Here is a 26,381-nt window from a genome sequence, read left to right as displayed (position 1 = left end):
GTCAGATCTTGTGCTTGGTCGCGAAGATCGCGGCCTGCGTGCGGCTGCTCAGCCCCAGCTTGCCCAGCAGCGAGGACACGTAGTTCTTCACCGTCTTCTCGGCCAGGAACATGCGCTCGGCGATCTGCCGGTTGGTGAGGCCCTCGCCGATGAGCTCCAGGATGCGCTGCTCCTGCGCGGTGAGCGAGTCGAGCTCGGGGTCGCTGACCGGGCCGCGCCGCACCCGCTCGAGCACCTGCGCGGTGACGTGGGGGTCGAGCGTGGACTGCCCGGCCGCGACCCGGCGGACGGTCTCGATGAGGTCGGTGCCGCGCACCTGCTTGAGGACGTAGCCCGCCGCGCCGGCCATGATCGCGGCGAAGAGCGCGTCGTCGTCGTCGTAGCTGGTGAGGATGAGCGCGGCGATCGACGGGTCGATCGAGCGGATCTCGCGGCACACGTCGACGCCCGAGCCGTCGGGCAGCCGGCCGTCGAGGATCGCGACGTGCGGGCGCACCGCGGGGATGCGGCGGATGGCGTCCTCGGCGAGGCCGGCCTCGCCGACCACCTCGATGTCGCCCTCGCTCTCGAGGAGCTCCTTGATGCCGCGACGCACGATCTCGTGGTCGTCGAGCAGGAAGACGCGGATCGCTGCGGCGCTGCCGGCGCTGGGGACGGGGTCGGCCATGGGAGCACGGTAGTGCTCCGGGACCGTGCGGGGAACGTGCCCGAGGGCTCGGTCCGACGGGACCTAGGACCCTGCGATCGCGGCGCGCCGGGGCCCAGGCTGGGACGGTGCGGCGCTGCGCTTGCCCACCCACGACCCGGAGACGAGAGGAGGAGCCGTGGGACTCGACCAGTCCGAGCGCCTCGGACCGTCGCTCCTCGAGGCCGTCGCGCGGGTCGTCGAGCTGGCGTGCCTGGCGCCGAGCGTCCGCAACGCCCAGCCCTGGCGGTGGCGCCTCGCGCCCGACGGGCTGCAGCTGTGGGTCGACCCCGCGCGCACGTCCCCGGACTACGACCCCGACGGCCGGATGCGCGTGCTGAGCTGCGGCGCCGCGCTCGACCACGCGCTCGTCGCCGCCCGCGGTCTGGGTCTGCGGGTCGAGGTCGAGCGGACGCCGTCCGCCGCCGAGCCCGACCTGCTCGCCCGGCTGCGGCTGGGCCGCGCCCCGGGCGCGTCCGGTGGCGGGGAGCCGCCGGCCGTCGACCCGCGCGACGTCGCCGCGCTGCACGCCCTGCTCGAGCGCCGCACCGATCGCCGACGGTTCACCACCTGGCCGGTGCCGCCCGACCACCTCGACGCCCTCGCGGGCCAGGCCCGCTCCCGCGGTGCGCTGGCCGAGCCGCTGCTCGATCTCGGCGACCGGGTGCGCGTCGGACGCCTGCTGGGCCGGGCGGACGACCGGCTGCGTCGCGCCGCCGGCGAGCCGCCCGCCTTCCTGGACTCCCCCGTGGTCGCGCCGGACCGCGACCTGGAGCCGGGCGACGGCCTGCTCGTGCTCGGCTCCGCGCCCGGGCACGACGACCCCACGGCCTGGCTGGCGGTCGGCGAGGCGCTCTCGGCGCTCTGGCTGCACGCCACCGGGGTCGGCCTCTCGGTCGTGCCGCTCTCCGCGGTCAACGAGGTGGCCGAGACCCGCGCCGAGCTCGCCCGCGACGTGCTCGCCGGCCGGCTCGAGCCGCAGCTGCTGGTGCGGATCGGCTGGCAGCCGATCGGCCGTCCGCGGCGCACCCCGCGCCGTCCGCTGGCCGACGTCCTCGCCGTCCTCTGAGCCGCGCCTGCTCCGGATCTGGTCCGGGATCGGGCCGGGATCGGGCCGGGACCTCGGTCCCGCCGGGCCGGGCCCCGGGTCGTCGAGGGACGGGCCGCGGGCCCGTGGGCGCCGTGCCCGCCGATTCCTAGCGTGAGGAGCGGTCGGCAGACCGCCGACCCGGGCCATCGCGACCCGCTCCGCAGCTCCAGGAGACCACCGTGGACCCCCTCGACCTCGCGCGCTGGCAGTTCGCCATCACGACCGTCTACCACTTCCTCTTCGTGCCGCTCACGATCGGCCTCTCGGGCCTCGTCGCGGCCTACCAGACGGCGTGGCTGCGCACCCGCGACGAGCGCTGGCTGCGCGTCTCGACGTTCCTGGGACGCCTGTTCGTCATCAACGTCGCCATCGGCGTGGTCACCGGCATCGTCCAGGAGTTCCAGTTCGGCATGGCCTGGAGCGACTACGCCCGCTTCGTCGGCGACGTCTTCGGCGCGCCGCTGGCCGTCGAGGGGCTGCTCGCGTTCTTCCTGGAGTCGACCTTCCTCGGCCTGTGGATGTTCGGCCGCGGCCGCCTGCCGGACGCCGTGCACACGGCGTGCATCTGGCTGGTGCACGTCGGGACGCTGTTCTCCGCCTACTTCATCCTGGCCGCGAACTCGTTCATGCAGCACCCCGTCGGCTACCACTACGACCCGGTCACCGGCCGGGCCGAGATGACCGACTTCGCGGCGGTGCTGCTGAACAAGGTGCAGCTGGTGACCTTCCCGCACGTCCTGCTCTCGGCCTGGCTCACCTCCGCCGGGTTCGTGCTCGGCATCGGGCTGTGGCACCTGGCCCGCACACGCGCCGCCGCTGCGGCCGGCCGTCCCGACGCCGTCGCCGACCACCGCGCCTACCGCGGCGCGGTCCGGACGGCCGCGTGGGTGATGCTCGTGGCGGGCCTGGGGGTCTCGGTCAGCGGCGACCTGCAGGGCAAGGTGATGACCGAGGTGCAGCCGATGAAGATGGCGGCCGCCGAGGCGCTCTACGACACGCAGTCCTCCGCCCCCTTCTCGGCGTTCACCCTCGGCACGCCCGACGGCAGCCGCGAGGTCTTCTCGGTGCGCGTGCCGCGGCTGCTGTCCTTCCTGGCCACCGGCTCGCCGAGCGGTCAGGTGCAGGGCATCCACCAGCTGCAGGAGCGCTACCGGGCCGCCTACGGCCAGGACCCCGGCGCCCGGTACTACTCGCCCGGCGACTACACGCCGGTCATCCCGGTGACCTACTGGACCTTCCGGCTGATGATCGGGCTCGGCGCGCTCGCCTCGCTGATCGGCGCGGTCGTGCTCTGGGCCACCCGCCGCGGCCGCACGCCCACCGGACGCTGGGTGCTCCCCGCCGCCGTCGCCCTGCCGCTGCTGCCGCTGCTGGCCAACACCGCGGGCTGGGTGTTCACCGAGATGGGCCGCCAGCCCTGGGCGGTCTTCGGGCTGATGACCACCGCGCAGGCCGTCTCGCCGTCGGTGTCGACGGTCGAGGTGCTGGTCTCGCTGGTCACCTTCACGCTCCTCTACGGCGTGCTGGCGGTGGTCGAGCTGCGGCTGCTGCTCGACCACGTCCGGCGCGGCCTCGACCCCCTCGACCCCGGCGAGCCGCCGGCGCGCACCCCCGGCGGGGCCGACGGCGCCGCCGACCGCGAGGCCGACGCCGAGGACGCCGGCGCCGATCTCGCCCTGGCCTTCTAGTCGCCCCGCCCCGCCCCCGTTCGAGAGAGGAACCGTCATGGAGCTCACCACCGTCTGGTTCGGCCTGATCACCGTGCTGTGGATCGGCTACCTGTGCCTGGAGGGGTTCGACTTCGGCGTCGGCCTGCTCCTGCCCGTGCTCGGCCGCGGCGAGGCCGAGCGGCAGCAGATCCTCGCCACGATCGGCCCCGTCTGGGACGGCAACGAGGTGTGGCTGCTCGTCGCCGGCGGCGCCACCTTCGCGGCCTTCCCGGAGTGGTACGCCTCGCTGTTCAGCGGCCTCTACCTGCCGCTGCTGCTGGTGCTGGTCGGCCTGATCGTCCGCGGGCTCGCGCTGGAGTACCGCGGCAAGCGGGAGGACGCCGTGTGGCGCCGCCGCTGGGACGTCGCGCTCGTCGTCGGCTCCGCGCTGCCGAGCGTGCTGTGGGGCGTCGCGTTCGCGAACATCCTGCGCGGGGTGCCGCTGGACGCGCGGCACGAGTACGTCGGCGGCCTCCTCGACCTGCTCAGCCCCTACGCCCTGCTCGGCGGCCTCACCACCCTGCTGCTCTTCCTCACCCACGGCGCGACGTTCCTCGCGCTGCGCACCGAGGGCGGCGTGCGCCGCGAGGCGCGCGAGCTGGCGCTGCGCTGCGGACTGCCCGCGGCGCTGGCGGCGGTGACCTTCCTGGCCTGGACCCAGGAGCGCACCGGCACCCTCGCGTCCGGCCTCGCCTTCGCCGCGGCCGCGGTCCTGCTCGTCGGCGGGCTGCTCGCCACCGCCGCGGGCGCCGAGGGACGCGCGTTCGCGGGCACGTTCGCCGCGATCGGGGTGGCGGTGGCCGGCCTGTTCCTCGCGCTGTTCCCCGACGTGCTGCCCACCAGCCTCGCCGGCGGGGCGTCCCTGACGGTCACCAACGCCGCCGCGACGCCCTACACCCTCGGCGTCATGACCGTCGTGGCGGCGGTCTTCACCCCGCTCGTCCTCGCCTACCAGGCCTGGACGTACTGGGTGTTCCGGCAGCGCGTCGCCGGCCCGGCCGCGTCGGTCGGCCGCCGCGCCCAGCCCCGCCGGCCCGTCGAGGCGGGCCGCGCGTGAGGCCGCTCGACCCGCGGCTGCTGCCGCACCTCGCGCCGGCCCGGCGACCCCTCGCGGTCGTCGGGCTGGCCGGCGTGCTCTCCGCCGGCCTGGTGGTCGCCCAGGCGTGGAGCGTCACCGGGCTGGTGCTCGCGGTGCTGCCCACGCCCCTCGGCCGCACGACCGCCGGGCTGGGCGCGGGCGGATGGGCGGCGGCGGTCGCCGTCGTCCTGCTGCTGCGCGGCGTGGTCGGACGGGTCGGCGACGAGGCGGCGGCCCGCGCGGCCGGACGCGTCGGCGTCGCCCTGCGCGAGCGGCTCGCCCGGGTCGTGCTGGCTCGCCCGGCCCCCGACGCCGCCCGGGACTCGGTGCTGCTGACCCGCGGGGTCGCGGCCGCCGAGCCGTACCTCACCCGCTACCTGCCGGCGCTGGTGCTCGGCGTCGTCCTGCCGCCGCTGACGGTCGTCGCGATCGCGCTCGAGGACCTCACGACCGCCCTGATCGTGCTGGCCACCCTGCCCCTCGTCCCGGTCTTCGGCGCCCTCGTGGGCCTGGCCACCCGCGACCGCGCGGCCCGCCAGTGGCGCTCGCTGGGGCGCCTGTCCGGACACTTCCTCGACGTCGTCCGCGGCCTGCCGACGCTGGTCGCGCACCGCCGTGCGGCGGCTCAGACCCGCCGGATCGCCGCGCTGACCGACGCCTACCGCCGGGCCTCGCTGGCGACCCTGCGGGTGGCTTTCGCGTCCTCGGCGGTGCTCGAGCTGGTGGCGACCCTGTCGGTGGCGCTCGTCGCGGTGACCGTCGGCGTCCGGCTGGCCGACGGGGGGCTCGACCTGCACACCGCGCTGCTGGTGCTGCTGCTCGCGCCCGAGGCGTACTGGCCGCTGCGTCGGGTCGGCGCGGAGTTCCACGCCGCCGCGGAGGGGGTGGCCACCTTCGAGGCTGCCGAGGCCCTCCTCGCGGGGGCCGCGGGGACCACCGGGGCCGTCGGGGCGATCCCGGGCCGGGGTGAGGCGCCGGTGGACGCGTCCCCCGCGGCGCTGGTGCTCGACGACCTCACGGTCGCCTTCCCCGGCCGTCGCGTCCCGGCGCTCCCGCCGACCTCGGCGGTGGTGCCGTCCCGGGGCCTGACGGTGCTCACCGGCCCGTCCGGCTGCGGCAAGTCGACCCTCCTCGGCGCGCTCGCCGGCGAGCCGGGCGCGGGCGCGGAGGTCGGCGGGACGGTGCTGCTCGGCGGCCGCCCGCTGGAGCCGGCGGGGGAGGCGTGGCGGCGGCAGGTCGCGGTCCTGCCGCAGCGGCCGGTGCTGCTGGCCGACACCGTGGCCGCCAACCTGCGCCTGGCCGCGCCCGACGCGAGCGACCGACGGCTCTGGGACGCGCTGGAGCGGGTCGCCCTCGCCGAGCGGGTGCGCGACCTGGGCGGCCTGGCGGCGTCCGTCGCGGAGGACGGCCGCGGCCTGTCCGCCGGCGAACGCGCCCGACTCGCGCTCGCTCGGCTGGTCCTCGGCGTCGAGGTGGGCGGACGACGCTGGGTGCTGCTCGACGAGCCCACCGCGCACCTCGACGAGATCACCGAGCGGCTGGTCCTCGACACCGTCGTCGAGCTCGCCCGCGACGTCGCGGTGCTCGCCGTCGCCCACCAGGACGCGCTCGTCGCCCTCGCCGACCACCGCATCGCCCTCGCGCCGCCCGCGGACCCGGGGCCGGCGGCGACGGCCGTCCGACCCCCCGTCCGGGACGTGGAGCCCGCGGCCGACCCCGCGTCTCCGGGGACCGCCGCGGACGACGAACCGGAGTCCGAGCGCCGGCTCCTGCGCCGCCTGCGGGTCGACGCCCTGATCGGCGCGCTGGCGTCCGGCTGCGGGGTCGCGCTCACCGCGACGGCCGGCTGGCTGATCGTGCAGGCGGCGTCCCGTCCGCCGGTGCTGACCCTGCTCGTCGCGATCGTCGCCGTCCGGGCCTTCGGCCTCGGACGACCCGCGCTGCGCTACCTGGCCCGGCTGCGCAGCCACGACGCCGCGCTGCGCCTGCTGGCCCGGCGACGGGTCGAGGCCTACGCCGCCCTGGTGCCGCTGGTGCCGGCGCGGCTCGGCGCCGGGGGGACCCGCGGCGAGGTGCTGGCCGGCATCGTCGACGACGTCGACGGCGTGGTCGACCGCGAGCTGCGCGTCCGCATGCCCGTCCGGGAGGCCGTCGTCGTCGGGCTCGGCACCACGCTGGTCGCGCTGCTCCTCCTGCCCGCCGCCGGCGTGGTCGTCGGCTGCGGCGCCCTCGCCGGCGGCTGCGGTGCGTGGCTGCTGGCCCGCCGCTCGGTGCGCCGGGCGGAGCCCGACCTCGTGGCCGCCCGTGCCCGGCTCTCCGGGGTGGTCGTCGAGGCGCTCGGCACCGCCGCCGAGCTGCGCGCCTGGCAGGCCACCGGTCGGGCCGTCGGGGCGATCGCCGGCCGCGCCGCCGAGGTCGCCGACGCCGGACGGCGCGCGGCCCGGGGGCCGGCCGCGGCCCGCCTGTGGCTGCTCGCCACGGCCGGCGCGACCATCGCCGCGACGGCCGTCGTCGCCGAGCCCGCCGTCAGCACCGGCAGCCTCGGCGGGCCCGTGCTCGCGCTGCTCGTCCTGCTGCCGCTCGCCCTGCTCGACCTCCTGCTGCCGCTGGCCGACGCCGGCGCGCTGGCCGTGCGCGTGGAGGCCGCGGCGGCGCGACTGGACGCCTGGGAGCGCACCGCGCCGGCGGTCCGCGACACCGTGGCCTCGGCGCGCCTGCACCCCGGCGTCCGGCCGGGGCTGGCGCTGCAGGGCGCGACGACGCGCTGGACGCCGGGCGCGCCGCTGGTCGGCCCGGTCGACCTCGTCGTCTCGCCCGGCGAGCGGGTCGCGCTGCTGGGCCCGTCGGGCTGCGGCAAGAGCACCGTCGCGGCGCTCGCGCTGCGGTTCCTCGACCCCGTCGCCGGGAGCGTCCGGCTCGACGACGTCGACCTGCGCACGCTGCCCCTCGACGACGTCCGGGCGCGCGTCGGGCTGGTCGACGACGAGCCGCACGTCTTCGCGACCAGCGTGCTGGAGAACGTCCGGCTCGCGCGGCCGACCGCGTCACGGGCCGAGGTCGTCGCGGCCCTCCGGGCCGCCTGCCTGGGGGAGTGGCTCGACGCGCTCCCGCAGGGCGCCGACACCCTCGTCGGCGCCGGTCACGCGGCGGTGTCGGGCGGCGAGCGGGCACGCCTCGGGGTCGCGCGGGCCCTCCTGGCCGACGCGGCGGTGCTGGTCCTCGACGAGCCGGCCGCGCACCTCGACCACCCGACCGCGCTGCGGCTGGCCGGCGAGGTGCTCGGTCGGGGCGTCGCCGGCGGCCGGACGGTCCTGTGGATCACCCACACGCCGATCGGGCTCGAGCTCGTCGATCGGGTCGTCCGGTGGGGGCCCGCCGGGGTGGGGCAGCCGGTCCCGCGCGTCGGTCGCTAGTGCGCGCGCCGCCGCGAGGTGGTTACGGTTCGCCTGCCCGTCCCCGGTCAGGGAGCGGCGGGCGGGGGGAGGGACGCGTGAGCGAGGACCGGCTGCAGGAGCCCGGCGAGGACGGCCAGGAGCCCGTCGTCCCGGTGTTCTTCCTGTCCGACAGCACCGGCATCTCCGCGGAGACGATGGGCAACGCGCTGCTGCTGCAGTTCCCCGAGCTGCGCTTCGAGCGCACCACGATCCCGTTCATCTCCTCGGTCGAGGCCGCGCGGGCCGTCGTGGAGACCATCGACGCCGCCCTCGACGCCGGCCCCGTCGCCCCGCTGGTGTTCTGCACCGCGGCCGAGGACGACGTGCGCCAGGAGCTGGGTCGCACGCGCGCGCCGATCATCGACTTCTTCGACCTGCACATGGCGCGCGTCGAGCAGCTGCTCGGCCGGCGCGGCCGTCGGCAGGCCCTGCGGCTGCACGGCGTGGGCGACATCAAGCGCTACAACGCCCGGATGGCGGCGGTGGAGTTCACCATCGAGCACGACGACGGCCAGTCGCTGCGGGCCCTCGACAAGGCCGACGTGATCCTTCTCGCACCGTCGCGCTGCGGGAAGACGCCCACGTCGATGTACCTGGCCCTCCAGCATGGCCTGTACGTCGCGAACTACCCCCTCGTCGACGAGGATCTGGAGAGCTCCGAGCTGCCCGAGCCGGTGCGTCCCTACCGGGACCGCTGCTTCGGCATCACCACCACCGTCGACCGCCTCAGCCGGGTGCGCCACGAGCGCCGGCCCGGATCCCGCTACGCCAGCCCCGAGCAGTGCCGCTGGGAGCTGCGCCGGGCCTCGGACCTGTTCCACGCCCACCGCATCCCGTCGATCGACTCCTCCGCCCGCTCGGTCGAGGAGATCTCCGCCGTCATCCTGCAGACCCTCACCCACGCCGGGTCCGCCCCGATGGTCCGTCGCCCCCGCCACCAGGAAGAGCACCGATGAGCACGAACACCTCCGCGAACGTCCGCTGGTTCTCCGAGCTCGGCATGGCCGACCTCGAGGAGGTCGGCGGCAAGAACTCCTCGCTGGGCGAGATGGTCTCCCAGCTCGCGGATCTCGGGGTGCGGGTGCCGAACGGCTTCGCCACCACCGCGTCGGCGTTCCACCGCTTCATCGGCACTGATGTCGACGGGTCGGGCGGCCTGGCCGAGCGCATCGACGGGCTGCTGCGCGACCTCGACACCGACGACGTCCGCCGCCTGGCCGAGGTCGGCCGCGAGATCCGCGAGGCCGTCGTCGCCCAGCCGTTCCCCGAGGACCTCGAGGCCGACGTCCGCGCCGCCTACGAGCAGCTGGCCGCCGAGGCCCGCGAGGCCTCCGGCGAGGAGCCGTCGTTCGCCGTCCGCTCCTCCGCGACCGCCGAGGACCTGCCCGACGCGTCCTTCGCCGGCCAGCAGGAGACCTTCCTCAACGTGCGCGGCGTCGACGCCGTGCTGCTCGCCATCCGCGAGGTCTTCGCCTCGCTCTACAACGACCGCGCGATCGCCTACCGGGTGCACCACGGCTTCGAGCACAGCGCGGTGGCGCTCTCGGCCGGCGTGCAGCGGATGGTGCGCTCCGACATCGGCGCCTCCGGCGTCATGTTCACGATGGACACCGAGTCGGGCTTCACCGACGCCGTCTTCATCACCTCCGCCTACGGCCTCGGCGAGGGCGTCGTCCAGGGCGCGGTGAACCCCGACGAGTTCTACGTCTACAAGCCGGCGCTGCGCGAGGGGCGTCCGGCCATCCTCAAGCGCGGCGTGGGCGCCAAGGCCACCAAGATGGTCTACACCCAGGACGCCACGGTGGGCCGCACCACCGAGTTCGTGCCGGTCGACGCCGCCGAGAGCCGCCTGCTCAGCCTCACCGACGACGAGGTCACCGAGCTCGCGCGGCACGCGCTGGTCATCGAGCAGCACTACGGCCGCCCGATGGACATCGAGTGGGGCCGCGACGGCCTCGACGGACGGCTCTACATCCTGCAGGCCCGCCCGGAGACGGTGCAGTCGCGGCGCTCCGGCGCCCTCGAGCGCTACCGCATGGACACGGCGGCCTCCGCCTCGGCGTCCGTGCTGGTGGAGGGCCGCGCGATCGGCCAGAAGATCGGCGCCGGCGCCGTGCGCGTGCTCACCTCGATCGAGGACATGCACACGTTCGTGCCCGGCGAGGTGCTCGTCGCCGACATGACCGACCCCGACTGGGAGCCGATCATGAAGCGCGCGTCGGCCATCGTCACGAACCGCGGCGGACGCACCTGCCACGCCGCGATCATCGCGCGCGAGCTCGGCATCCCGGCCGTCGTCGGCACCGGCTCCGCGACGTCCGACCTCGCCGACGGCCGCGAGGTCACCGTCTCGTGCGCCGAGGGCGACACCGGCCTGGTCTACGAGGGCGTCCTGGCCTTCGACGTCGAGCGCACCGAGCTCGACTCCATGCCCGACGTGCCGGTGAAGATCATGATGAACGTCGGCACCCCCGAGCAGGCCTTCGCCTTCTCGCGCCTGCCGCACGCCGGTGTGGGCCTGGCCCGGCTGGAGTTCATCATCAACCGGCAGATCGGCATCCACCCCAAGGCGCTGCTCGACCTCGCCGCCGACCCCGCCTCCCTCGAGCCCGGGCTGCGCGCCGAGATCGAGGAGACGATCGCCGCCTACCCCGGCCCGCGCGAGTTCTTCGTCCAGCGGGTCGCCGAGGGCGTCGCGACGATCGCCGCGGCCTTCGCGCCCGAGCCGGTGATCGTGCGGATGAGCGACTTCAAGTCCAACGAGTACGCCAACCTCGTCGGCGGCCCGGCCTACGAGCCGCACGAGGAGAACCCGATGATCGGCTACCGGGGCGCCTCCCGGTACCTCTCGGCCGACTTCGCCGAGTGCTTCGCGATGGAGTGCGAGGCGCTGCGGTACGTCCGCGACGAGATGGGCCTGACGAACGTCAAGATCATGATCCCGTTCGTGCGCACCCTGGCGGAGGCCGAGGGCGTCGTCCGGCTGCTCGGCGAGCACGGCCTGCGCCGCGGCGAGAACGACCTGCAGGTCGTGATGATGTGCGAGCTGCCCTCGAACGCGGTGATCGCCGAGCGGTTCCTCGAGCACTTCGACGGCTTCTCGATCGGCTCCAACGACATGACCCAGCTGACGCTCGGCCTCGACCGCGACTCCGGCCTCGTCGCCGCCGGCTTCGACGAGCGCGACCCCGCCGTCAAGCACATGCTCGAGCTGGCCATCGCCGCCTGCCGCAAGCAGGGCAAGTACGTCGGCATCTGCGGCCAGGGCCCGTCCGACCACCCCGACCTCGCGGAGTGGCTGCTGGAGCAGGGCATCGAGTCGATGTCGCTCAACCCCGACACCGTGGTCTCCACCTGGCTGCGGCTCGCGGGGCAGTCGGCCGGCTGACGTCGCTCTGCCGGTCCGGTCGCTGCGTCCCCGGGCGCCGACGGCGGACCGCGCTCGACGGCGTCCTGCCGCCGAGGTTGTCAGGGAAAGCTGGACGTTGTCGGGGGAAACTTCCCCTGACAACGTCCGGTTTCCCCGGATATCCGGGGAAACCTGCGCGGCGGCCCCCCACGACGTCGAACGGCCCGCCCGGTCCTGCGCGCCCGGGCGGGCCGTTCGGTCTGCGGGTCGACCCCGGGGCTCAGCCCCGGTGGCCGCCGATCAGGCCGCCGATGCCGCTGGCACCGCCGGAGAAGCCGCCGGAGACCCCGTCGCCGAGGCCGTCGAACAGGTCGCCGAGGAAGCCGCCGAACAGGTCCGCGAACCCGCCGGCGGAGCCGAAGAGGCCGTCGAGGAAGTCCGAGAGCGGGTTGCCGTTGCCGGTGACGAAGCCGGTGCCGGCGGTCGGGTCGGACGGGTTGCCGAACAGGCCGGTCAGCAGCGCGCCGCCCGGGTCGCCCATGAGGCCACGGATGCCGTGCTCGATCGCGTCGTCGTCGCGGCCGACGTGGTCGAAGAGGCCGCCGAGGATCGCCGCGAAGCCGTCGGCGAGGGTGGGCAGGTCGCTGTCGTCGGCGAGGTCGTCGAAGCCGACCTGGTCGAAGAGGTCGACGAGGGTCTGCAGGTCGGGGTTGGCCTCGACGAACTGCTTCGTCGTGTCCTTGAGCAGGCCGAGCAGGCCCTTCACCTCGTCGCGCACCTGGGTCCACGCGTCGGTGAGGTCGGTGGTGGTGAGGTAGTCGGTCAGCTGCTGCAGCAGGGTGGCCAGGGAGTCGAGCTCGGTGCTGTTGGACAGGTCGGTGCCGTCGCCGATGCCGACGTCGCCCGGGTCGGTGGAGTCGTCGGTGCCGTCGTCGGAGGCGTCGTCCGAGCCGTCGTCGCTCACGTCGTCGCCGGGGTCGGTGGAGTCGTCCGAGCCGTCGCTGGCCTCGTCGCCCGGGTCGCCGCCCGGGTTGTCGCCCATGCCGTCGAAGACGGTCTGCAGGACGGTGGCCACCGCGGTCGGGTCGTCGCCGGCGGCGTCGAGCTGGTCGGCCAGGTCGGCGAGGAACGCCACGACCCCGTCGGCGTCGAGCGCGTCGAGGCGGCTGATGATCTTGTCGAGCTGGGCGGCGTTCGAGCCGGGGATCGACTCGGTGACGGTGGAGAGCCGGTCCTTCAGCTCCGCGATCAGATCGGTCACCTGGGCGGCGACGTCCGGCGGCAGCATGGTCGCGAGGTCCTTCGCCGAGACGGTGCGCAGGCAGATCGTGCCCTGGGCCACCAGCGCCTTCGCCAGCGCGCCGCGGGCCTTGACCGCGCGGGCCGAGCGGCCCGGGGTGCGCTTGACCGTGGCCCGCGCCTTGCCGACGGTCACGGTGGCCTTGCGGCAGGAGGCGTCGGCGGCGACGCGGTGCGCGGAGTGACCGGCCACGGCGTGGGCGGCGAGCGTGTGACGGGCCGGGGCGGCCTCGGCGGCGGGGGTGCCGAACGCGAGACCACCGGCGGTCACGGCCAGGACGGTGAGGCCGCCGAGCAGGCGGGGCAGACGGCGGGAGCGGGGGGCGGTGGTTGGGAGCACGGTCAACTCCTGTGCGGGTCGGGGGGCTGGTGACGGTCGTCGGCCGGCATGGCGCGGCGACCCGGCGGCGGGGGCCGTCCACCGACTGATCGGCCGGATTTGCGACGACCTGCGGCATCTCGCCGGTCGACCACGCGATGGTCCAGACCGTCCGCGGCACCCCTTGCGCGACGCGTCCCCATGACGGATCCTTCGCGCGTGCGCACCCGCCTCGCCTGCCCCTGCGGCGTCCGCCTGGTCGGCGAGGACGAGGACGACCTCGTGGCCCGCGCCCAGGAGCACCTGGCCGCCGAGCACCCGGGACGCTCCTACGACCGCGAGCTGATCCTGCTCCTGGCCACCTGAGGCCGTCCGCTACTGCACGAAGCGGAACAGCGGCGACTCCGGGGGCACCGGCTCGACCCGCAGCGGCGAGTCGGCCATCCGCGCCAGCAGCCCGTCGAGGTCCGCGGCGTCGGCCAGCTCGACGCCGACCAGCGCCGGCCCGGTCTCCCGGTTGCTGCGCTTGACGTACTCGAAGAGCGTGATGTCGTCGTCGGGCCCGAGCACCTCGTCGAGGAAGCGGCGCAGTGCGCCCGGCTCCTGCGGGAACTCCACCAGGAAGTAGTGCTTGAGCCCCTCGTGCACCAGCGCGCGCTCGACCACCTCGGCGTAGCGGCTCACGTCGTTGTTGCCGCCCGAGAGCACCGCCACCACCGTCGCGCCGGACGCGAGGCCGAGCGCCTCCAGCGCCCCGGGCATCCGCAGCGCCGCGGTGGCCAGCGCCCCGGCGGGCTCGGCGATGATGCCGTCGGACTGGTAGAGGTCGAGCATCTCGACGCAGACCAGGCCCTCGGGCACCGCCAGCAGCGGCGGCCGGTGCGCGTCGACGAGCGCGTGCGTGTGCCGGCCGGCGCGCCGCACGGCCGCGCCGTCGACGAAGCCGTCGAGGGTGGGCAGGTCGACCGGCCCGCCCGCCGCGATCGCGGCGGCCATGCTCGCCGCCCCGGCCGGCTCGGCGCCGATCACCCGCACGCCGCTGGCACTCCCCGCGCTCCCGGTTCTCCCGAGCAGCGCCAGGGCGCCGGCGATCAGCCCGCCGCCGCCCACCGGCAGCACGAGCGCGTCCGGCGGGCTCGGCAGCTGGGCCAGCACCTCGGCGGTGACGGTGCCCTGGCCGGCGATCGTGCGCGGGTCGTCGAAGGCCGGCACCTCGGTGGCGCCGGTGGCCTCGGCGAAGGCGCGGCTGGCCCGGGCCGCCTCGTCGTAGGTGTCGCCGCCGACGACGACCTCGACCCAGCCGCCGCCGAGCGCGGCGACCCGCTCCCGCTTCTGCCGCGGGGTCGTGCGCGGCAGGTGCACCCGGGCGCGCACGCCGGCGCGGGCGCAGGCCAGGGCGACGCCCTGCGCGTGGTTGCCGGCGCTCGCGCAGGTGACCCCGGCCGCCCGCTGCGCGGCGTCCAGCCCGGCGATCAGCGTGTACGCGCCGCGGATCTTGTAGCTGCGCACGGCCTGGAGGTCCTCGCGCTTGAGGTGCACCTCCAGCCCCAGCAGCCGGGAGAGCCGCTCGCTGCGCTGCAGCGGCGTCGGCTCCACGACGTCGCGCAGCACGGCCGCAGCCGCCCGGACGTCGTCGGGTCCGGGAGGCGGCAGGGGGCGGGCGGTCACGGGTCCAGTCTCCCCGGCCGGACGCCGCGGCCCACTGCAGGGGTGAGCGCGGATCACGAGTGGCGTCGGGCGGGAAGGGTCGCCTAAGATTCGGACTGCGAGGGGAGTATCCCCACCTCGACCCGCTCCGGTCAGTACGACGTCGCCATCGGCGTCCCGGACGGGTGCCCGATCGCCGGAGTCCGGCGGCCGGGTGGGAGAGACCTCGAGTTCGTCACGGTGCCCGCGCGCCGTGACCCGCTCGAGAGGACCCCCATGCTCGACTCCATCGGCACCCCCACCCTGTGGGCGGTCACGATCGGCGCCGTCGTCGCGCTTCTCGTCGTCGACTTCATCGCCACCCGCAAGCCGCACGAGGTCTCGATGCGCGAGGCGCTCGGCTGGTCGGCCTTCTACATCGCGCTCCCGCTCGCGTTCGGCGGCTACGTCTGGAGCCAGCACGGCAGCGAGCGCGGCGTCGAGTACTACACCGGCTACCTGGTGGAGAAGACGCTCAGCGTCGACAACCTCTTCGTCTTCATGCTGCTGCTCGCGGCCTTCGCCGTGCCGGCGGCGCTGCAGCAGCGCGTCCTGCTCTACGGCATCGTCGGCGCGCTGATCCTGCGCGGCATCTTCATCGCCCTGGGCGCGGCGGCCCTGGACCGGTTCGACTGGGTCTTCCTCGTCTTCGGCCTGGTGCTGCTCGTCACCGGCCTGAAGCTGCTGCGCGACGCGATCCGCGGCGACGAGCACGAGGTGCACGTCGACGACATGCGCATCGTCCGGCTCACCCGTCGCCTGATGCCGGTCACCGACGACTACGAGGGCCCGAAGATGCTCACCCGCGTCACGGCTGACGGGGGAGACGGTCGCGCGCGGCGGGCGCTCACGCCGCTGGCGCTCGTGGTGATCGCGGTCTTCGCCACCGACCTGGTCTTCGCGATCGACTCGGTGCCGGCCGTCTACGGCATCACCGGCGACCCCTACCTGGTCTTCGCCACCAACGCCTTCGCCCTGCTCGGCCTGCGCGCCCTGTACTTCGTGCTCGAGGGCGCCCTGGCGAAGCTCGTGCACCTGTCGTACGGCCTCGCCGCGATCCTCGGGTTCATCGGCGTCAAGCTGGTGCTGCACTGGGCCCACAAGGTGTGGAGCAGCGTCCCGGAGATCCCGACGCTCGCCTCCCTCGGCGTGATCGTGGGCGTCCTGCTCGTCACGACCACCACCAGCCTCATCGCCTCGCGCCGGGCCGAGGAGCGGGAGCACCAGCCGGTCGGCTGACCCCGCTGGACGACGACGCCCCCGACCCGCACGGGTCGGGGGCGTCGCGCGTCCGGGGTGCGTCAGCCCGTCAGCCCGTCAGCCCGTCAGTTCGGGCAGATCGGCAGCTGGACGAGGCTGCACAGGGCGCTCAGCACGTCGCCCACGACGGGCGCGCCGTCGATGCCCGGCAGCGCCGGCAGACCCGGGAACGCCGGGAAGCCCGGGATGGACGGCACGGGCAGGCCCGAGATGCCGGGGACGCCCGGCAGGCTCGGCGCGCTCGGGGTCTTGCCGGAGGCGAGGTCGCAGATCGCCTGCGGCAGGCCCGCGTCGCACAGCGGCTGGAGGGCGCTGACGCCGTCCGCCGGGTTCGGCAGCGCGGCCGCGGCGTCGCAGATCGCCTGCGGCAGCCCGATGGTGCACAGCGTCTGGATCGGGCTGGTGCCAGGCTGCGGCGCCTGGAACGACGGCAGGGTGCCGTAGGCGTCGCAGACCTGCTGCGGCAGGCCGGCGTCGCAGGACGCCTGGAGCGGGTTGGCCGGCCCCTGCTGGCACTCCTTCAGCTTCCGCTGCGTGGCCTTGTTGCGGGCGACGGCCTTCTGGTGGGCCCTCTGGTCGCGCTTCAGCTGCTTCTTCGCGGCCGTGACCCGCTTCTTGGCCTTGGCCTTGCCCTTCGTCGTCTGGGCCCGGTCGTAGGACCGCTGCGCCTTCTTGACCGCCGCGCGGTCGCGCTTGACCTTCGTCCAGGCCGCCTTGCGGGCCTTGGCCGCCTTGGCGTCGGCCGACTTCTCGGCGCTGCAGTCGGACGCGGCCACGGTCACCCGGGGCGCGACGACGGTGGTGTGGGGCGCGACGGCGTGGGCCGCCTGCGCCTGGGTCGCGGCCAGGCCACCACCGGCGACCGTCACTCCGACGGTGACGCACAGCGTGGCGAAGGCGCGCGTGAGCGAACGCTTCATGGGTCTCCCTCCTCGGGCCGCGAGCCCCTCCGCCCACGGCAGTCCTCGGGCGAGGCTAGGGCCGCCGACGGCGCCCGCGGACGGGTTGCGACGAGGTCGCCGGAGGCGTCTGGACCAGGCCTCAGGTCGTCCCCGGGACGGCCGATGAGGGGCCTCGGCGGGGCTGGTCCGCCCCGGTATCCTCGGGCCATGAACGCCGCGCGTCGCGTCGCCCTCGAGATCGTCGGCTGGGGCCTGCTCGTGGCCGGCGTCGCGGCCCTGGTGCTCCCCGGCCCGGGCCTGCTGATGATCTTCGCGGCGCTCGCAGTGCTCTCCCAGCAGTACGAGTGGGCCGAGCGGCGCCTCGACCCCGTCAAGTACCGCGCGCTCAAGGGCGCCGCCGAGAGCGTCGAGACGTGGCCGCGCATCGTCGCCTCCACCGTGTTCGCCCTGGCGCTGATCCCGGCCGGCGTGCTGTGGATCAGCCAGCCCGACGTCCCGTCGTGGTGGCCGGTGCACGAGCGGTGGTGGCTGCCGGGGGGCGTGGCCACCGGCACCACGCAGATCGCCTCGGCGCTGATCGCGCTCGGGCTGATCGTCTACAGCTACCGGCGCTTCCACGGGCGTCCCGAGGCGGTGGCCGAGCTCGCCCGGGAGACCGCGCGGGCCGACGAGGCGTACCGCGCCGGCTGACCCCGATCGCGCCGATCGCGGCGTGCCGGCGCCGGGTCCGCCGCGGACCTGGGGATGACGGACGGGTCTCGCGGGCGGGCTGTCGGCGCGCTCTGCTTGAGTAGCCCGCGTGCCGCTGCACCTCCATCGCGCCACCCGCACCGACCAGCTCGCCGACGCCCTCGGCGAGCTGCTGGCGCAGCCGCTGGACGACCCGTTCGCCCGCGAGCTGGTGGTGGTGCCGGCGGCGGGGGTCGAGCGCTGGCTCAGCCAGCGGCTCTCGCACCGGCTCGGCGCGCGGGCGGGCGACGGCGTGTGCGCCGGCATCGACCTGCGCGCCCCGTGGTCGCTGTTCGCCGAGATCACCGGCACCCGCGAGCGCGACCCGTTCGCGCCCGAGCGGCTCACCTGGGCCGTCCTCGAGGCGCTGGACGCCTCGCTGGGCGAGACGTGGGCGGCGCCGCTGGCGCGTCATCTCGGCGCGGGGCGGACCGGCGAGGACGCCGAGCTGCGGTCGGGACGCCGCGTGGCGCTCGCGCAGCGCCTGGCCCGGCTCCTGGCCGCGTACGCCGCGCAGCGTCCCGACCTGCTCGCCCGGTGGAGCGGAGCCGTCCTCGCGGGGCAGCCCGACGATCCCGACGACCTGCCCGACGACCTCGCCTGGCAGCCGCCGCTGTGGCGCGCCGTGCTGAGCCGGGTCGACGCCCCGCCGCTGCACGAGCGGCACGCGGCGGTCGCCGCCCTGCGCGCCGGCACCGCCGGCGTCACGCTGCCCTCCCGGCTCTCGCTCTTCGGCCACACCCGGCTCAGCCGCACCGACGTCGAGCTGCTCGCCGCGCTCGGGGCGCACCGCGCGGTGCACCTGTGGCTCCCGCACCCGTCCCCGGCGCTGTGGCGCCGGCTCGCGCCGCACGTCGCCGAGGGGCCGGTGCGACGCCGCGGCGAGGGGTCGCACCGGCTGGTGCGGCACCCGCTCCTGGCCACGCTCGGCCGTGACGTCCGCGAGCTCCAGCGCACCCTCGCCGTCGCCGACGGCCTGCTCGACGAGCCCGTCGCCGCGGACCCGACGCCACCTCGGCCCGGCACGCTGCTCGGCTGGCTGCAGGCCGACCTCGAGGCCGACGAGCCCGCTCCGCCCGCGCTCCGCGCGGAGCGCGTCCTGCGTCCCGACGACCGCTCGGTGCAGGTGCACGCCTGCCACGGCCCGGCCCGCCAGGTCGAGGTGCTGCGCGAGGTGCTGCTCGGCCTGCTCGCCGACGACCCCACGCTCGAGCCGCGCGACGTGCTCGTCATGTGCCCCGACGTCGAGGCGTACGCCCCGCTGGTCGCGGCCTCGTTCGGCCTGGCCGACCTCGGCCTCCTCGGGCAGGGCGACGCCGCCCACCCCGGCCACCGGCTGCGGGTGCGGCTGGCCGACCGCGCCCTCACGGCCACCAACCCGCTGCTCGACGTCGTCGCGGGCCTGCTGGCCCTCGCCGACGGCCGCGTCACGGCCTCCGCGGTGCTCGACCTCGCCGCGCTCGAGCCGGTGCGCGAGCGGTTCGGGCTCTCCGACGACGACCTGCACCAGCTCGTCGAGTGGGTGCGGGTGGCCGGGGTGCGGTGGGGGCTCGACGTCGCGCAGCGGGCCGAGGTGGGTCTCGGCGACGTCGTCGCCAACACGTGGGAGCTCGGCCTCGACCGGCTGCTCACCGGCGTCGCGCTCTCCGACGACTCCGGGCTCTGGCTCGACAAGGTCCTGCCGCTCGACGACGTCGGGTCCGGGCAGATCGAGCTCGCGGGCCGCCTGGCCGAGCTGCTCGCGCGGCTGCGCGCGGCGCTCGCGCGCCTGGCGGGCCCGCAGCCGCTGGCCGACTGGCTGACGGCGCTCGAGGAATCCGTCGCGTCCCTGGCCACCACCACCCGCGACGACGCCTGGCAGCAGGGCCAGCTGCAGCGCGAGCTGGCCCGCGTGCGCGAGGGCGCGGCCGGGCGGCTCGACGTCGCGCTGCGGCTCAGCGACGTGCGCGCGCTGCTCGCCGACCGGCTCGGCGCCCGGCCCACCCGCGCCAGCTTCCGCACCGGCACGCTCACCGTCTGCACCATGGTGCCGATGCGCTCGGTGCCGCATCGGGTGGTGTGCCTGCTCGGCCTCGACGACGGCGCGTTCCCGCGCGTCGGCATCCCCGACGGCGACGACGTGCTCGCCCGCGAGCCGCTCACCGGCGAGCGCGATCCGCGCAGCGAGGACCGCCAGCTCCTGCTCGACGCCGTCCTCGCCGCGGGCGAGACGCTGGTGGTGGCCTTCACCGGCGCCGACGAGGTCTCCGGCCAGCCCCGGCCGCCCGCGGTGCCGCTGGGCGAGCTCCTCGACGCGCTCGACCGCACGGCCAGCCCGGGGGAGCGCGGCCGCTCGGTCTCCGCGGCCGTCACCGTCCGCCACCCGCTCCAGGCCTTCGACCCGCGCAACCACGTGGCCGGCGCGCTCCAGGGCTCCGAGGCCTTCTCCTTCGACGTCGCGGCGCTGGCCGGCGCCCGCGCCGCGCGCGAGCCCCGCGTCGCCGTGCCCGCGCTGCGCGACCCCCTCCCGCCGGCGCCCCGGGCGGACGTCGCCCTCGACGACCTCCTGCGCTTCTGGGCCGATCCGGCGGCCGGGCTGCTGCGTCAGCGGCTCCAGGTCGGGCTCGACGACGACGACCCGCCGCTCGACGACGCCCTGCCGGTCGAGATCGACGCCCTCGCCGCCTGGTCGGTCGGCGACCGGGTGCTGCACGACCTCCTGGCCGGGGTACCCGTCGCGCAGGTGCGCGAGCAGGAGTGGCGACGCGGCGTGCTGCCGCCGCGCCAGCTCGGCTGGCGCCGGCTCCAGACGATCGTCCGCGAGGCCGGGCCGATCGCCGAGGCCGCGCGCGAGCTGCGCACCCGCCCGGGCTCCGCGGTCGACGTCGACCTCGACCTCGGCGAGGGGCGGCGCCTGCGGGGCACGGTGCCGGAGGTCTTCGGCGACCGGCTCGTGGCCGTCTCCTACTCGCGACTCGGCGCCAAGGACCGCCTGCGCTCGTGGATCCGGCTGCTGGCGCTCACCGCGGGGCACGACGACCACGTCTGGACCGCCCACACCCTCGGCCGGCACCAGAACGGTCGCAGCCCCGACCCCGTCGGCCGCTCGCTGCTCGGTCCGGTCGACCACACCGCCCTCGGCCACCTCCGCGCGCTGGTCGCGCTGCGCGACGCCGGGCTGGCGGAGCCCCTGCCGCTGCCGCTGAAGACCTCCTTCGACTACGTCACCCGGCGGCGCACGCGCGTGGCCGCCGGCGAGGCCCTCGACCGGGCGCGCCAGTGGAGCTGGGACGACGGCCGCTTCCCCGGCGAGCGGTCCCAGGCCGCGTGGCGGCGCCTGTGGCCCGACGGCGTCCTGCCCGGGCTGGAGCCGCCGCGTCCGGGCGAGGAGGTCGACGACGAGCGCACCCGCTTCGGCGCGCTCGCCCACCGGCTCTGGACGCCCCTCCTCGACGCCGAGCAGGGCCGGTGGTGAGCGTGGAGCCGTCGGTCTTCGACCTCGGGGGTCCGCTGCCCGAGCCCGGTCGCACGACCCTGCTCGAGGCCAGTGCCGGCACCGGCAAGACCTACACGATCGCCGGGCTCGTCACCCGCTACCTGGCCTGCGGCGAGGTCGAGGTCGACCAGCTGCTCGTCGTCACCTTCGGCCGGGCCGCCAGCCAGGAGCTGCGGGCCCGGGTGCGCGGGCGACTGGTGGCCTCCGAGCGGCTGCTCGCCGACGCCCTCGACGCCCTCGACGACCCCGACGAGCAGGCGGTCGCGCCGCCCGGCTCGCTGGACGTCGTCGAGGCCTGGCTGCTCGACGCCGACCGCGCCGAGCGGGTCGCCCGGCTCGATCGGCTGCGGGCCGCGCTGGCCGGCTTCGACGCCGCCACGATCGCGACCACCCACCAGTTCTGCCAGCTCGTGCTCCGCTCGCTCGGCGTCGCCGGCGACACCGAGCCCGACGCCACCCTGGTCGACACCCTCGACGACCTCGTGCTCGAGGTGGTCGACGACGTCTACCTCCGCTTCTTCGGCTCCCGGCCCGAGCCGCCGCCCTTCGACCTCGGCGCGGCGCGCCGGCTCGCGCGGGCGGTCGTCCGCGACGGCCTGGCCGACCTCGCCGCGGCGGGTGCCGCCGAGCAGGACGACGCGGTCGCGCCGGGCGCCGTGCGGGTCGCCTTCGCGCAGGAGGTGCGGGCCGAGGTCGAGCGACGCAAGCGACGTCAGGGGCTGCTCGCCTACGACGACCTCCTCGCCCGGGTGGCCCAGGCGCTGGAGGACCCCCACGCCGACGCCCGCGCCCGGCTGCGCGAGCGGTGGCGGGTCGTGCTGGTCGACGAGTTCCAGGACACCGACCCCACCCAGTGGGACGTCCTCGAGCGCGCGTTCGTCGGTCACGCGACCGTCGTGCTGATCGGCGACCCCAAGCAGGCCATCTACGGCTTCCGTGGCGGTGACGTGCACGCGTACCTGCGCGCCGCCGCGACCGCCGACGTCCGGTCCACCCTCGCCACCGGCTACCGCGCCGACGAGCCGCTCGCCCGCGCCCTCGGCGTGCTGCTCGACGGGGCCGCGCTGGGCGACGAGCGCATCGTCGTGCATCCCGTGGCGCCGCACCATCGCGGCTCCCGGCTCGCGGGCGCGCCCGTCGCCGCGCCGCTGCGGCTGCGCCGGCTGCCGCGGGCCGGTCGGCCGATGTCGAAGGGCGGTCTCGTGCTCGCGGGCGCGGCCCGCGAGGTCGTCGCCGCCGACTGCGCCGACGACATCGTCCGGCTGCTCGGCTCCGGCGCCACCTGGGATGGACGGCCGCTGGCCGCAGGCGACGTCGCGGTCATCGTCCACGTCCGCTCGCACGGGCTGCTCGTCCAGGCGGCGCTCCAGGAGCGCGGGGTGCCGGCGGTGGTCGCGGGCGGCGGCCACCTGCTCGCCACGGAGTCCGCGGACGCCTGGTGGACCCTCCTGCAGGCCCTGGAGCAGCCCCATCGGCTCGCGCGGGTGCGCGCGGCCGCGCTGGGCCCCTTCCTGCGACACCCGCCCGCGGAGGTCGCGCTCGACCGCGCGCCCGGGGGCGGCTCGCTGGTCGACGAGGTCGGCGACCGCCTCCGCGGCTGGGCCGAAGTGCTGCGCTGGCGCGGGGTGGCGGCCCTCGTCGAGGCCCTCGAGGCCGCGGGGCTCACCGCCGCCCTGCTGACGCGACCCGGCGGCGAGCGGCTGCTCACCGATCTGCGGCACCTCGGCCAGCTGCTCCACGACGTCGCCGTGCGCGAGCGCCTCGGGCTGCCCGGGCTGCTGCAGTGGCTGCGCGACGAGCGGCTGCGGCTCGAGGGCACCGACCGGCCCCGGCGGCTCGACTCCGACGCGGCGGCCGTCCAGATCGTCACCGTGCACGCCAGCAAGGGCCTCGAGTACCCCGTCGTGCACCTGCCCTTCGCCCACCAGCTGTACCGGCACCCGGTCGACGTCGCTCGCTTCCACGCCTCCGACCGCCGCACCCTCGACGTGCGTGGGGCCGGACCCGGCTGGTCCGAGCACGAGGCGCTCCACCTGGCGGAGGAGGCCGCGGAGGACCTCCGCACCCTCTACGTCGCGCTCACCCGGGCCCAGTCCCAGCTGGTCGTGTGGTGGGCGCCGACCACCAACACCGGCATCGCGCCGCTGCACCGCCTGATGATGGGACGCCGACCCGGCGTCGCCGCAGTGCCCGAGAAGGTCCCGGTGCGCGCCGACGACCATGCCGCCGACGTGCTCGCCCAGCTCGAGCGGCTCGGCGCGCTGAGCGCGGAGGTCGTCGAGGCTCCCACCGCACCGGCTGAGTCCGGGTCCCTCGGGTCGCTCGCCACGACGGGCGCGACAGGCCGCGCGGAGCCGCTCACCGCGCGGCGTCTCGCCCGCGAGGTCGACGCGACCTGGACCCGCACGTCGTACTCGGCGCTCATCCGGGTCGAGGAGCAGACGGGCGGCGCGCCCGCCGCGGCGTCCGAGCCCGACGTCACCCTGCGGGACGACGAGGAGACGCCGACCGCGGAGGCGCAGGCCGCCGAGGCGCAGACCGCGGAGCCGGGTGCGGCGGCGCAGGACGGGCCGACCGCCGCCGACGGAGCGGGCGCCGACGCGCACCCGGTGCCCCTCGCCGCGGCGCCGGCGGGAGCCGCGTTCGGGTCGCTGGTGCACGCGGTGCTCGAGCACGCCGACCCCGCCGCGCCCGAGACCGACGGCGACCTCGTCGCCGAGCTGCGTCGGCAGGTCCTCGACCAGGCGCGCTGGTGGCCGGTGGAGGTCGACGCCGAGGCGCTGGCGCTCGGTCTCGAGGCGGTGCATCGCACGCCGCTCGGCCCGCTCGTGCCCGGCCTGACGCTGGCCGACGTGCCGCTCTCCGACCGGCTGCGCGAGCTCGACTTCGAGATCCCGCTCGCCGGGGGCGATCGTCCGGCGCGCCGACGGCCGGAGATCCGGCTGCGCGACCTCGCGCCGGTGCTGCGCGCCCACCTGCCCGCCGACGACCCCCTGCGGCCGTACGCCGAGCGGCTGGAGACGCCGCCGCTGGGCGAGCAGCCCCTGCGCGGCTACCTCTCGGGATCGATCGACGTCGTGCTCCGCGTGCCCGACGCCACGCACGGCCACCGCTACGTCGTGGTCGACTACAAGACCAACCGCCTGACCCCGCCCGAGACCGAGCCGAGCCTCGCGCACTACGGCCCCGACGCGCTCGCCGAGGCGATGCTGCACTCCCACTACCCGCTGCAGGCGCTCCTGTACGCCGTCGTCGTCCACCGCTACCTGCGCTGGCGCCAGCCCGGCTACCGACCCGAGGCGCACCTCGGCGGCGTCGCCTACCTCTACCTGCGCGGCATGGCGGGCGCCGACGTCCCGCTGGTCGGCGACCATCCGCCGGGCGTCTTCTCGTGGCGGCCGCCGGCTGCCCTGATCGTGGCGCTCTCCGACCTGCTCGAGGAGGGGACGCCGTGATCGAGCGCTTCGAGGCGCGCGACGCCCACGACCCGCGGCTCGCGCTCGCCGGTCCGCCGTCGACGTCGCTGCTCGCCCGGTTCAACCTCGCCGGGGTGCTCACCAGCGCCGACGTCCACGTCGCCCGGCGGGCGTGCGTCCTCACCGGCCTCGACCCGGACGGAGCCGACGATCCCGGCGCCCGGGTGGCGCTGGCGGTCGCGCTGGCCGTGCGCGCGGTCCGCCACGGCTCGGTGTGCGTCGACCTCGCCGGGCTCGCGACGGAGGACGCCGAGCCCGCGGCGAGCGACGCCGTCTCCGGTGGGGCGGAGCTGCCGCCGTGGCCGGACGCCGCCGCCTGGCTGGCCGAGGTGGCCGCCAGCCCGCTGGCCGAGGCCGGCGTGGTGCGGCTCGAGCACGACCTCCTCTACCTCGATCGGTACTGGCGTGAGGAGGGTCAGGTCCGCGACGACCTGCTGGCCCGGGCCGCCGCCTCGCCGGAGGTCGACGCGGTGGCGCTGCAGGCGCACGCCGAGCGGCTGTTCCCCGCCGGATTCGAGGAGCAGCGCGCGGCCGCGCTCCGGGCGGCCGGCTCGTGGACGAGCGTGCTCACCGGCGGGCCCGGCACCGGCAAGACCACCGCGGTCGCCGGCCTGCTCGCGCTGCTCGGCGCCCAGGCCGCCCGGGAGGGCCGTGCGCTCCGCATCGCGCTGACCGCCCCGACCGGCAAGGCCGCGGCCCGCCTGCAGGAGTCCGTGGTGGCCGCCCAGCGCGGCGCCGGCTTCGACGACGACGACCGGGCCAGGCTCGCCGGCCTCCAGGCCGCGACGCTCCACCGGCTGCTCGGCTGGCGGCCCGAGTCGCGCACCCGCTTCCGCCACCACCGCGCCAACCGGCTGCCGCACGACGTCGTCGTGGTCGACGAGACCTCCATGGTCTCGCTCACGATGATGGCCCGGCTGGTCGAGGCCGTCCGGCCGGACGCGCGGCTGGTGCTCGTCGGCGACCCCGACCAGCTGGCCTCGGTCGAGGCCGGCGCCGTGCTCGCCGACGTCGTCGTCGGACTGGAGCAGCGGGTGCCGGGCTCGGTCACGGCGCTGCGCCGCGGCCACCGCTACGGCCCGACCATCGGCCGGCTCGCCGAGGCCCTCCGCACGGGCGACGCCGACACCGCGCTCGCCCTGCTCGCCAGCGGCGGGTCCGAGGACCCGGGCGATCCGGGCGATCCGGCGTGGGAGCGGCTCGTCCTGCTCGATCCCGACGACCCGGCCCACCGGGCCCGGCTGCGCGCCGCGCTGGTGGACCACGCGAGCGCGCTCGTCGAGGCGGCGGAGCGCGGCGACGCCGACGCGGCGCTCGCGATCCTCGAGCGCCACCGTCTGCTCTGCGCGCACCGCGACGGCCCGTACGGCGTCACGCACTGGAACCTGCAGGTCGAGCGCTGGCTGGCCGAGCACCTCGGTCGCGGTGTCGGGCGGGCCGGCGGCGCGGCCTGGTACCCCGGGCGTCCGCTGCTGGTCACGGCCAACGACTACGGGCTGGGGCTGTTCAACGGCGACACCGGCGTCGTCGTGCGCGACGGCGACCGGTCGCTCGCCGTGCTCGGCTCGCCCGAGCAGCCCGATCCGCTGCGGCTGGCCACCGGCCGGCTCGGCGAGGTCGACACCATGCACGCGATGACCGTGCACAAGAGCCAGGGCAGTCAGGCCGACGCCGTCACGGTGCTGCTGCCGCCCCCGGACTCCCCGCTGCTCACCCGCGAGCTGCTCTACACGGCCGTCACCCGGGCGCGCCGCCGCGTCACGATCGTCGGCGATCCCGCCTCGGTGCGCGCCGCGCTGGAGCGACGCGCCCAGCGGGCGTCCGGGCTCGCGCGCCGGTTCGGCACCTGAGCCGGTGCCGCTCCCGAGCGGCGGGAGGGCCGATACTGGG

General features: G+C 76.2%; 16 protein-coding genes. 12 read left to right on the top strand and 4 right to left on the bottom strand.

Features of this window, described 5'->3' with window-relative positions; genetic code table 11:
• Nucleotide 1: 1 nt before the first annotated feature.
• Nucleotides 2–667 carry a response regulator transcription factor gene (locus K8Z61_RS14915; protein WP_224130675.1) on the bottom strand — a complete coding sequence of 222 codons (666 nt, stop codon included), beginning with the start codon at nucleotides 665–667 and terminating at the stop codon, nucleotides 2–4.
• Between the two features lie 157 nt (nucleotides 668–824).
• Here K8Z61_RS14915 and K8Z61_RS14910 point away from each other — a divergent pair, with 157 nt between their 5' ends.
• The 6 genes from K8Z61_RS14910 (at nucleotide 825) to ppsA (ending at nucleotide 11,384) form a co-directional block, all read left to right on the top strand.
• A complete protein-coding gene (locus K8Z61_RS14910) occupies nucleotides 825–1,754 on the top strand; it encodes a hypothetical protein (protein ID WP_224130674.1) in 930 nt (309 codons plus the stop codon).
• 200 nt (nucleotides 1,755–1,954) lie between these two features.
• Nucleotides 1,955–3,463, top strand: coding sequence for a cytochrome ubiquinol oxidase subunit I (locus K8Z61_RS14905; protein ID WP_224130673.1), 1,509 nt, complete (start codon nucleotides 1,955–1,957; stop codon nucleotides 3,461–3,463).
• A 37-nt stretch (nucleotides 3,464–3,500) separates the two neighbouring features.
• Complete coding sequence (cydB, locus tag K8Z61_RS14900) at nucleotides 3,501–4,541, top strand: cytochrome d ubiquinol oxidase subunit II (protein ID WP_224130672.1); 1,041 nt, start codon at nucleotides 3,501–3,503, stop codon at nucleotides 4,539–4,541.
• Nucleotides 4,538–7,975 (top strand): thiol reductant ABC exporter subunit CydD, encoded by a 3,438-nt coding sequence (gene cydD / locus K8Z61_RS14895; protein ID WP_224130671.1) that lies wholly within the window; start codon nucleotides 4,538–4,540, stop codon nucleotides 7,973–7,975. Before cydB ends, cydD begins: the two co-directional genes overlap by 4 nt.
• Before the next feature lie 77 nt (nucleotides 7,976–8,052).
• A complete protein-coding gene (locus tag K8Z61_RS14890) occupies nucleotides 8,053–8,952 on the top strand; it encodes a pyruvate, water dikinase regulatory protein (RefSeq protein ID WP_224130670.1) in 900 nt (299 codons plus the stop codon).
• Nucleotides 8,949–11,384, top strand: coding sequence for a phosphoenolpyruvate synthase (gene ppsA, locus K8Z61_RS14885; RefSeq protein ID WP_224130669.1), 2,436 nt, complete (start codon nucleotides 8,949–8,951; stop codon nucleotides 11,382–11,384). Before K8Z61_RS14890 ends, ppsA begins: the two co-directional genes overlap by 4 nt.
• A 241-nt stretch (nucleotides 11,385–11,625) precedes the next feature.
• Here the strand turns inward: ppsA and K8Z61_RS14880 are convergent, their stop codons facing one another.
• The gene (locus K8Z61_RS14880) at nucleotides 11,626–12,984 is read right to left on the bottom strand and encodes a hypothetical protein (protein ID WP_224130668.1); all 1,359 of its coding nucleotides are present in this window, start codon (nucleotides 12,982–12,984) and stop codon (nucleotides 11,626–11,628) included.
• 198 nt (nucleotides 12,985–13,182) lie between these two features.
• Here K8Z61_RS14880 and K8Z61_RS14875 point away from each other — a divergent pair, with 198 nt between their 5' ends.
• The gene (locus K8Z61_RS14875) at nucleotides 13,183–13,329 is read left to right on the top strand and encodes a DUF1059 domain-containing protein (RefSeq protein ID WP_224130667.1); all 147 of its coding nucleotides are present in this window, start codon (nucleotides 13,183–13,185) and stop codon (nucleotides 13,327–13,329) included.
• 9 nt (nucleotides 13,330–13,338) lie between these two features.
• Here the strand turns inward: K8Z61_RS14875 and ilvA are convergent, their stop codons facing one another.
• Nucleotides 13,339–14,631 carry a threonine ammonia-lyase IlvA gene (gene ilvA / locus K8Z61_RS14870; protein WP_224130666.1) on the bottom strand — a complete coding sequence of 431 codons (1,293 nt, stop codon included), beginning with the start codon at nucleotides 14,629–14,631 and terminating at the stop codon, nucleotides 13,339–13,341.
• 255 nt (nucleotides 14,632–14,886) lie between these two features.
• Here ilvA and K8Z61_RS14865 point away from each other — a divergent pair, with 255 nt between their 5' ends.
• Nucleotides 14,887–15,888: a TerC family protein gene (locus tag K8Z61_RS14865; protein ID WP_224130665.1), complete on the top strand. Its 1,002-nt coding sequence runs from the start codon at nucleotides 14,887–14,889 to the stop codon at nucleotides 15,886–15,888.
• Nucleotides 15,889–15,974: 86 nt separating this feature from the next.
• On the opposite strand, the gene K8Z61_RS14860 is transcribed toward K8Z61_RS14865, so the two are convergent.
• Entirely contained in the window at nucleotides 15,975–16,829 is an 855-nt protein-coding gene (locus K8Z61_RS14860) for a hypothetical protein (RefSeq protein ID WP_224130664.1), read from the bottom strand.
• 189 nt (nucleotides 16,830–17,018) lie between these two features.
• On the opposite strand from K8Z61_RS14860, the gene K8Z61_RS14855 reads away from it, so the two are divergent.
• The 4 genes from K8Z61_RS14855 (at nucleotide 17,019) to recD (ending at nucleotide 26,341) form a co-directional block, all read left to right on the top strand.
• The gene (locus K8Z61_RS14855) at nucleotides 17,019–17,501 is read left to right on the top strand and encodes a PGPGW domain-containing protein (protein ID WP_224130663.1); all 483 of its coding nucleotides are present in this window, start codon (nucleotides 17,019–17,021) and stop codon (nucleotides 17,499–17,501) included.
• Between the two features lie 109 nt (nucleotides 17,502–17,610).
• Entirely contained in the window at nucleotides 17,611–20,994 is a 3,384-nt protein-coding gene (gene recC / locus K8Z61_RS14850) for an exodeoxyribonuclease V subunit gamma (protein WP_224130662.1), read from the top strand.
• Complete coding sequence (locus K8Z61_RS14845) at nucleotides 20,991–24,470, top strand: UvrD-helicase domain-containing protein (protein ID WP_224130661.1); 3,480 nt, start codon at nucleotides 20,991–20,993, stop codon at nucleotides 24,468–24,470. Before recC ends, K8Z61_RS14845 begins: the two co-directional genes overlap by 4 nt.
• Complete coding sequence (gene recD / locus K8Z61_RS14840; protein ID WP_224130660.1) at nucleotides 24,467–26,341, top strand: exodeoxyribonuclease V subunit alpha; 1,875 nt, start codon at nucleotides 24,467–24,469, stop codon at nucleotides 26,339–26,341. Before K8Z61_RS14845 ends, recD begins: the two co-directional genes overlap by 4 nt.
• Nucleotides 26,342–26,381: the final 40 nt, after the last annotated feature.

The sequence above is a fragment of the Nocardioides sp. TRM66260-LWL genome (assembly GCF_020075545.1).
GTDB lineage: Bacteria > Actinomycetota > Actinomycetes > Propionibacteriales > Nocardioidaceae > Nocardioides.
This window is presented reverse-complemented; position numbering and strand designations above follow the sequence as displayed.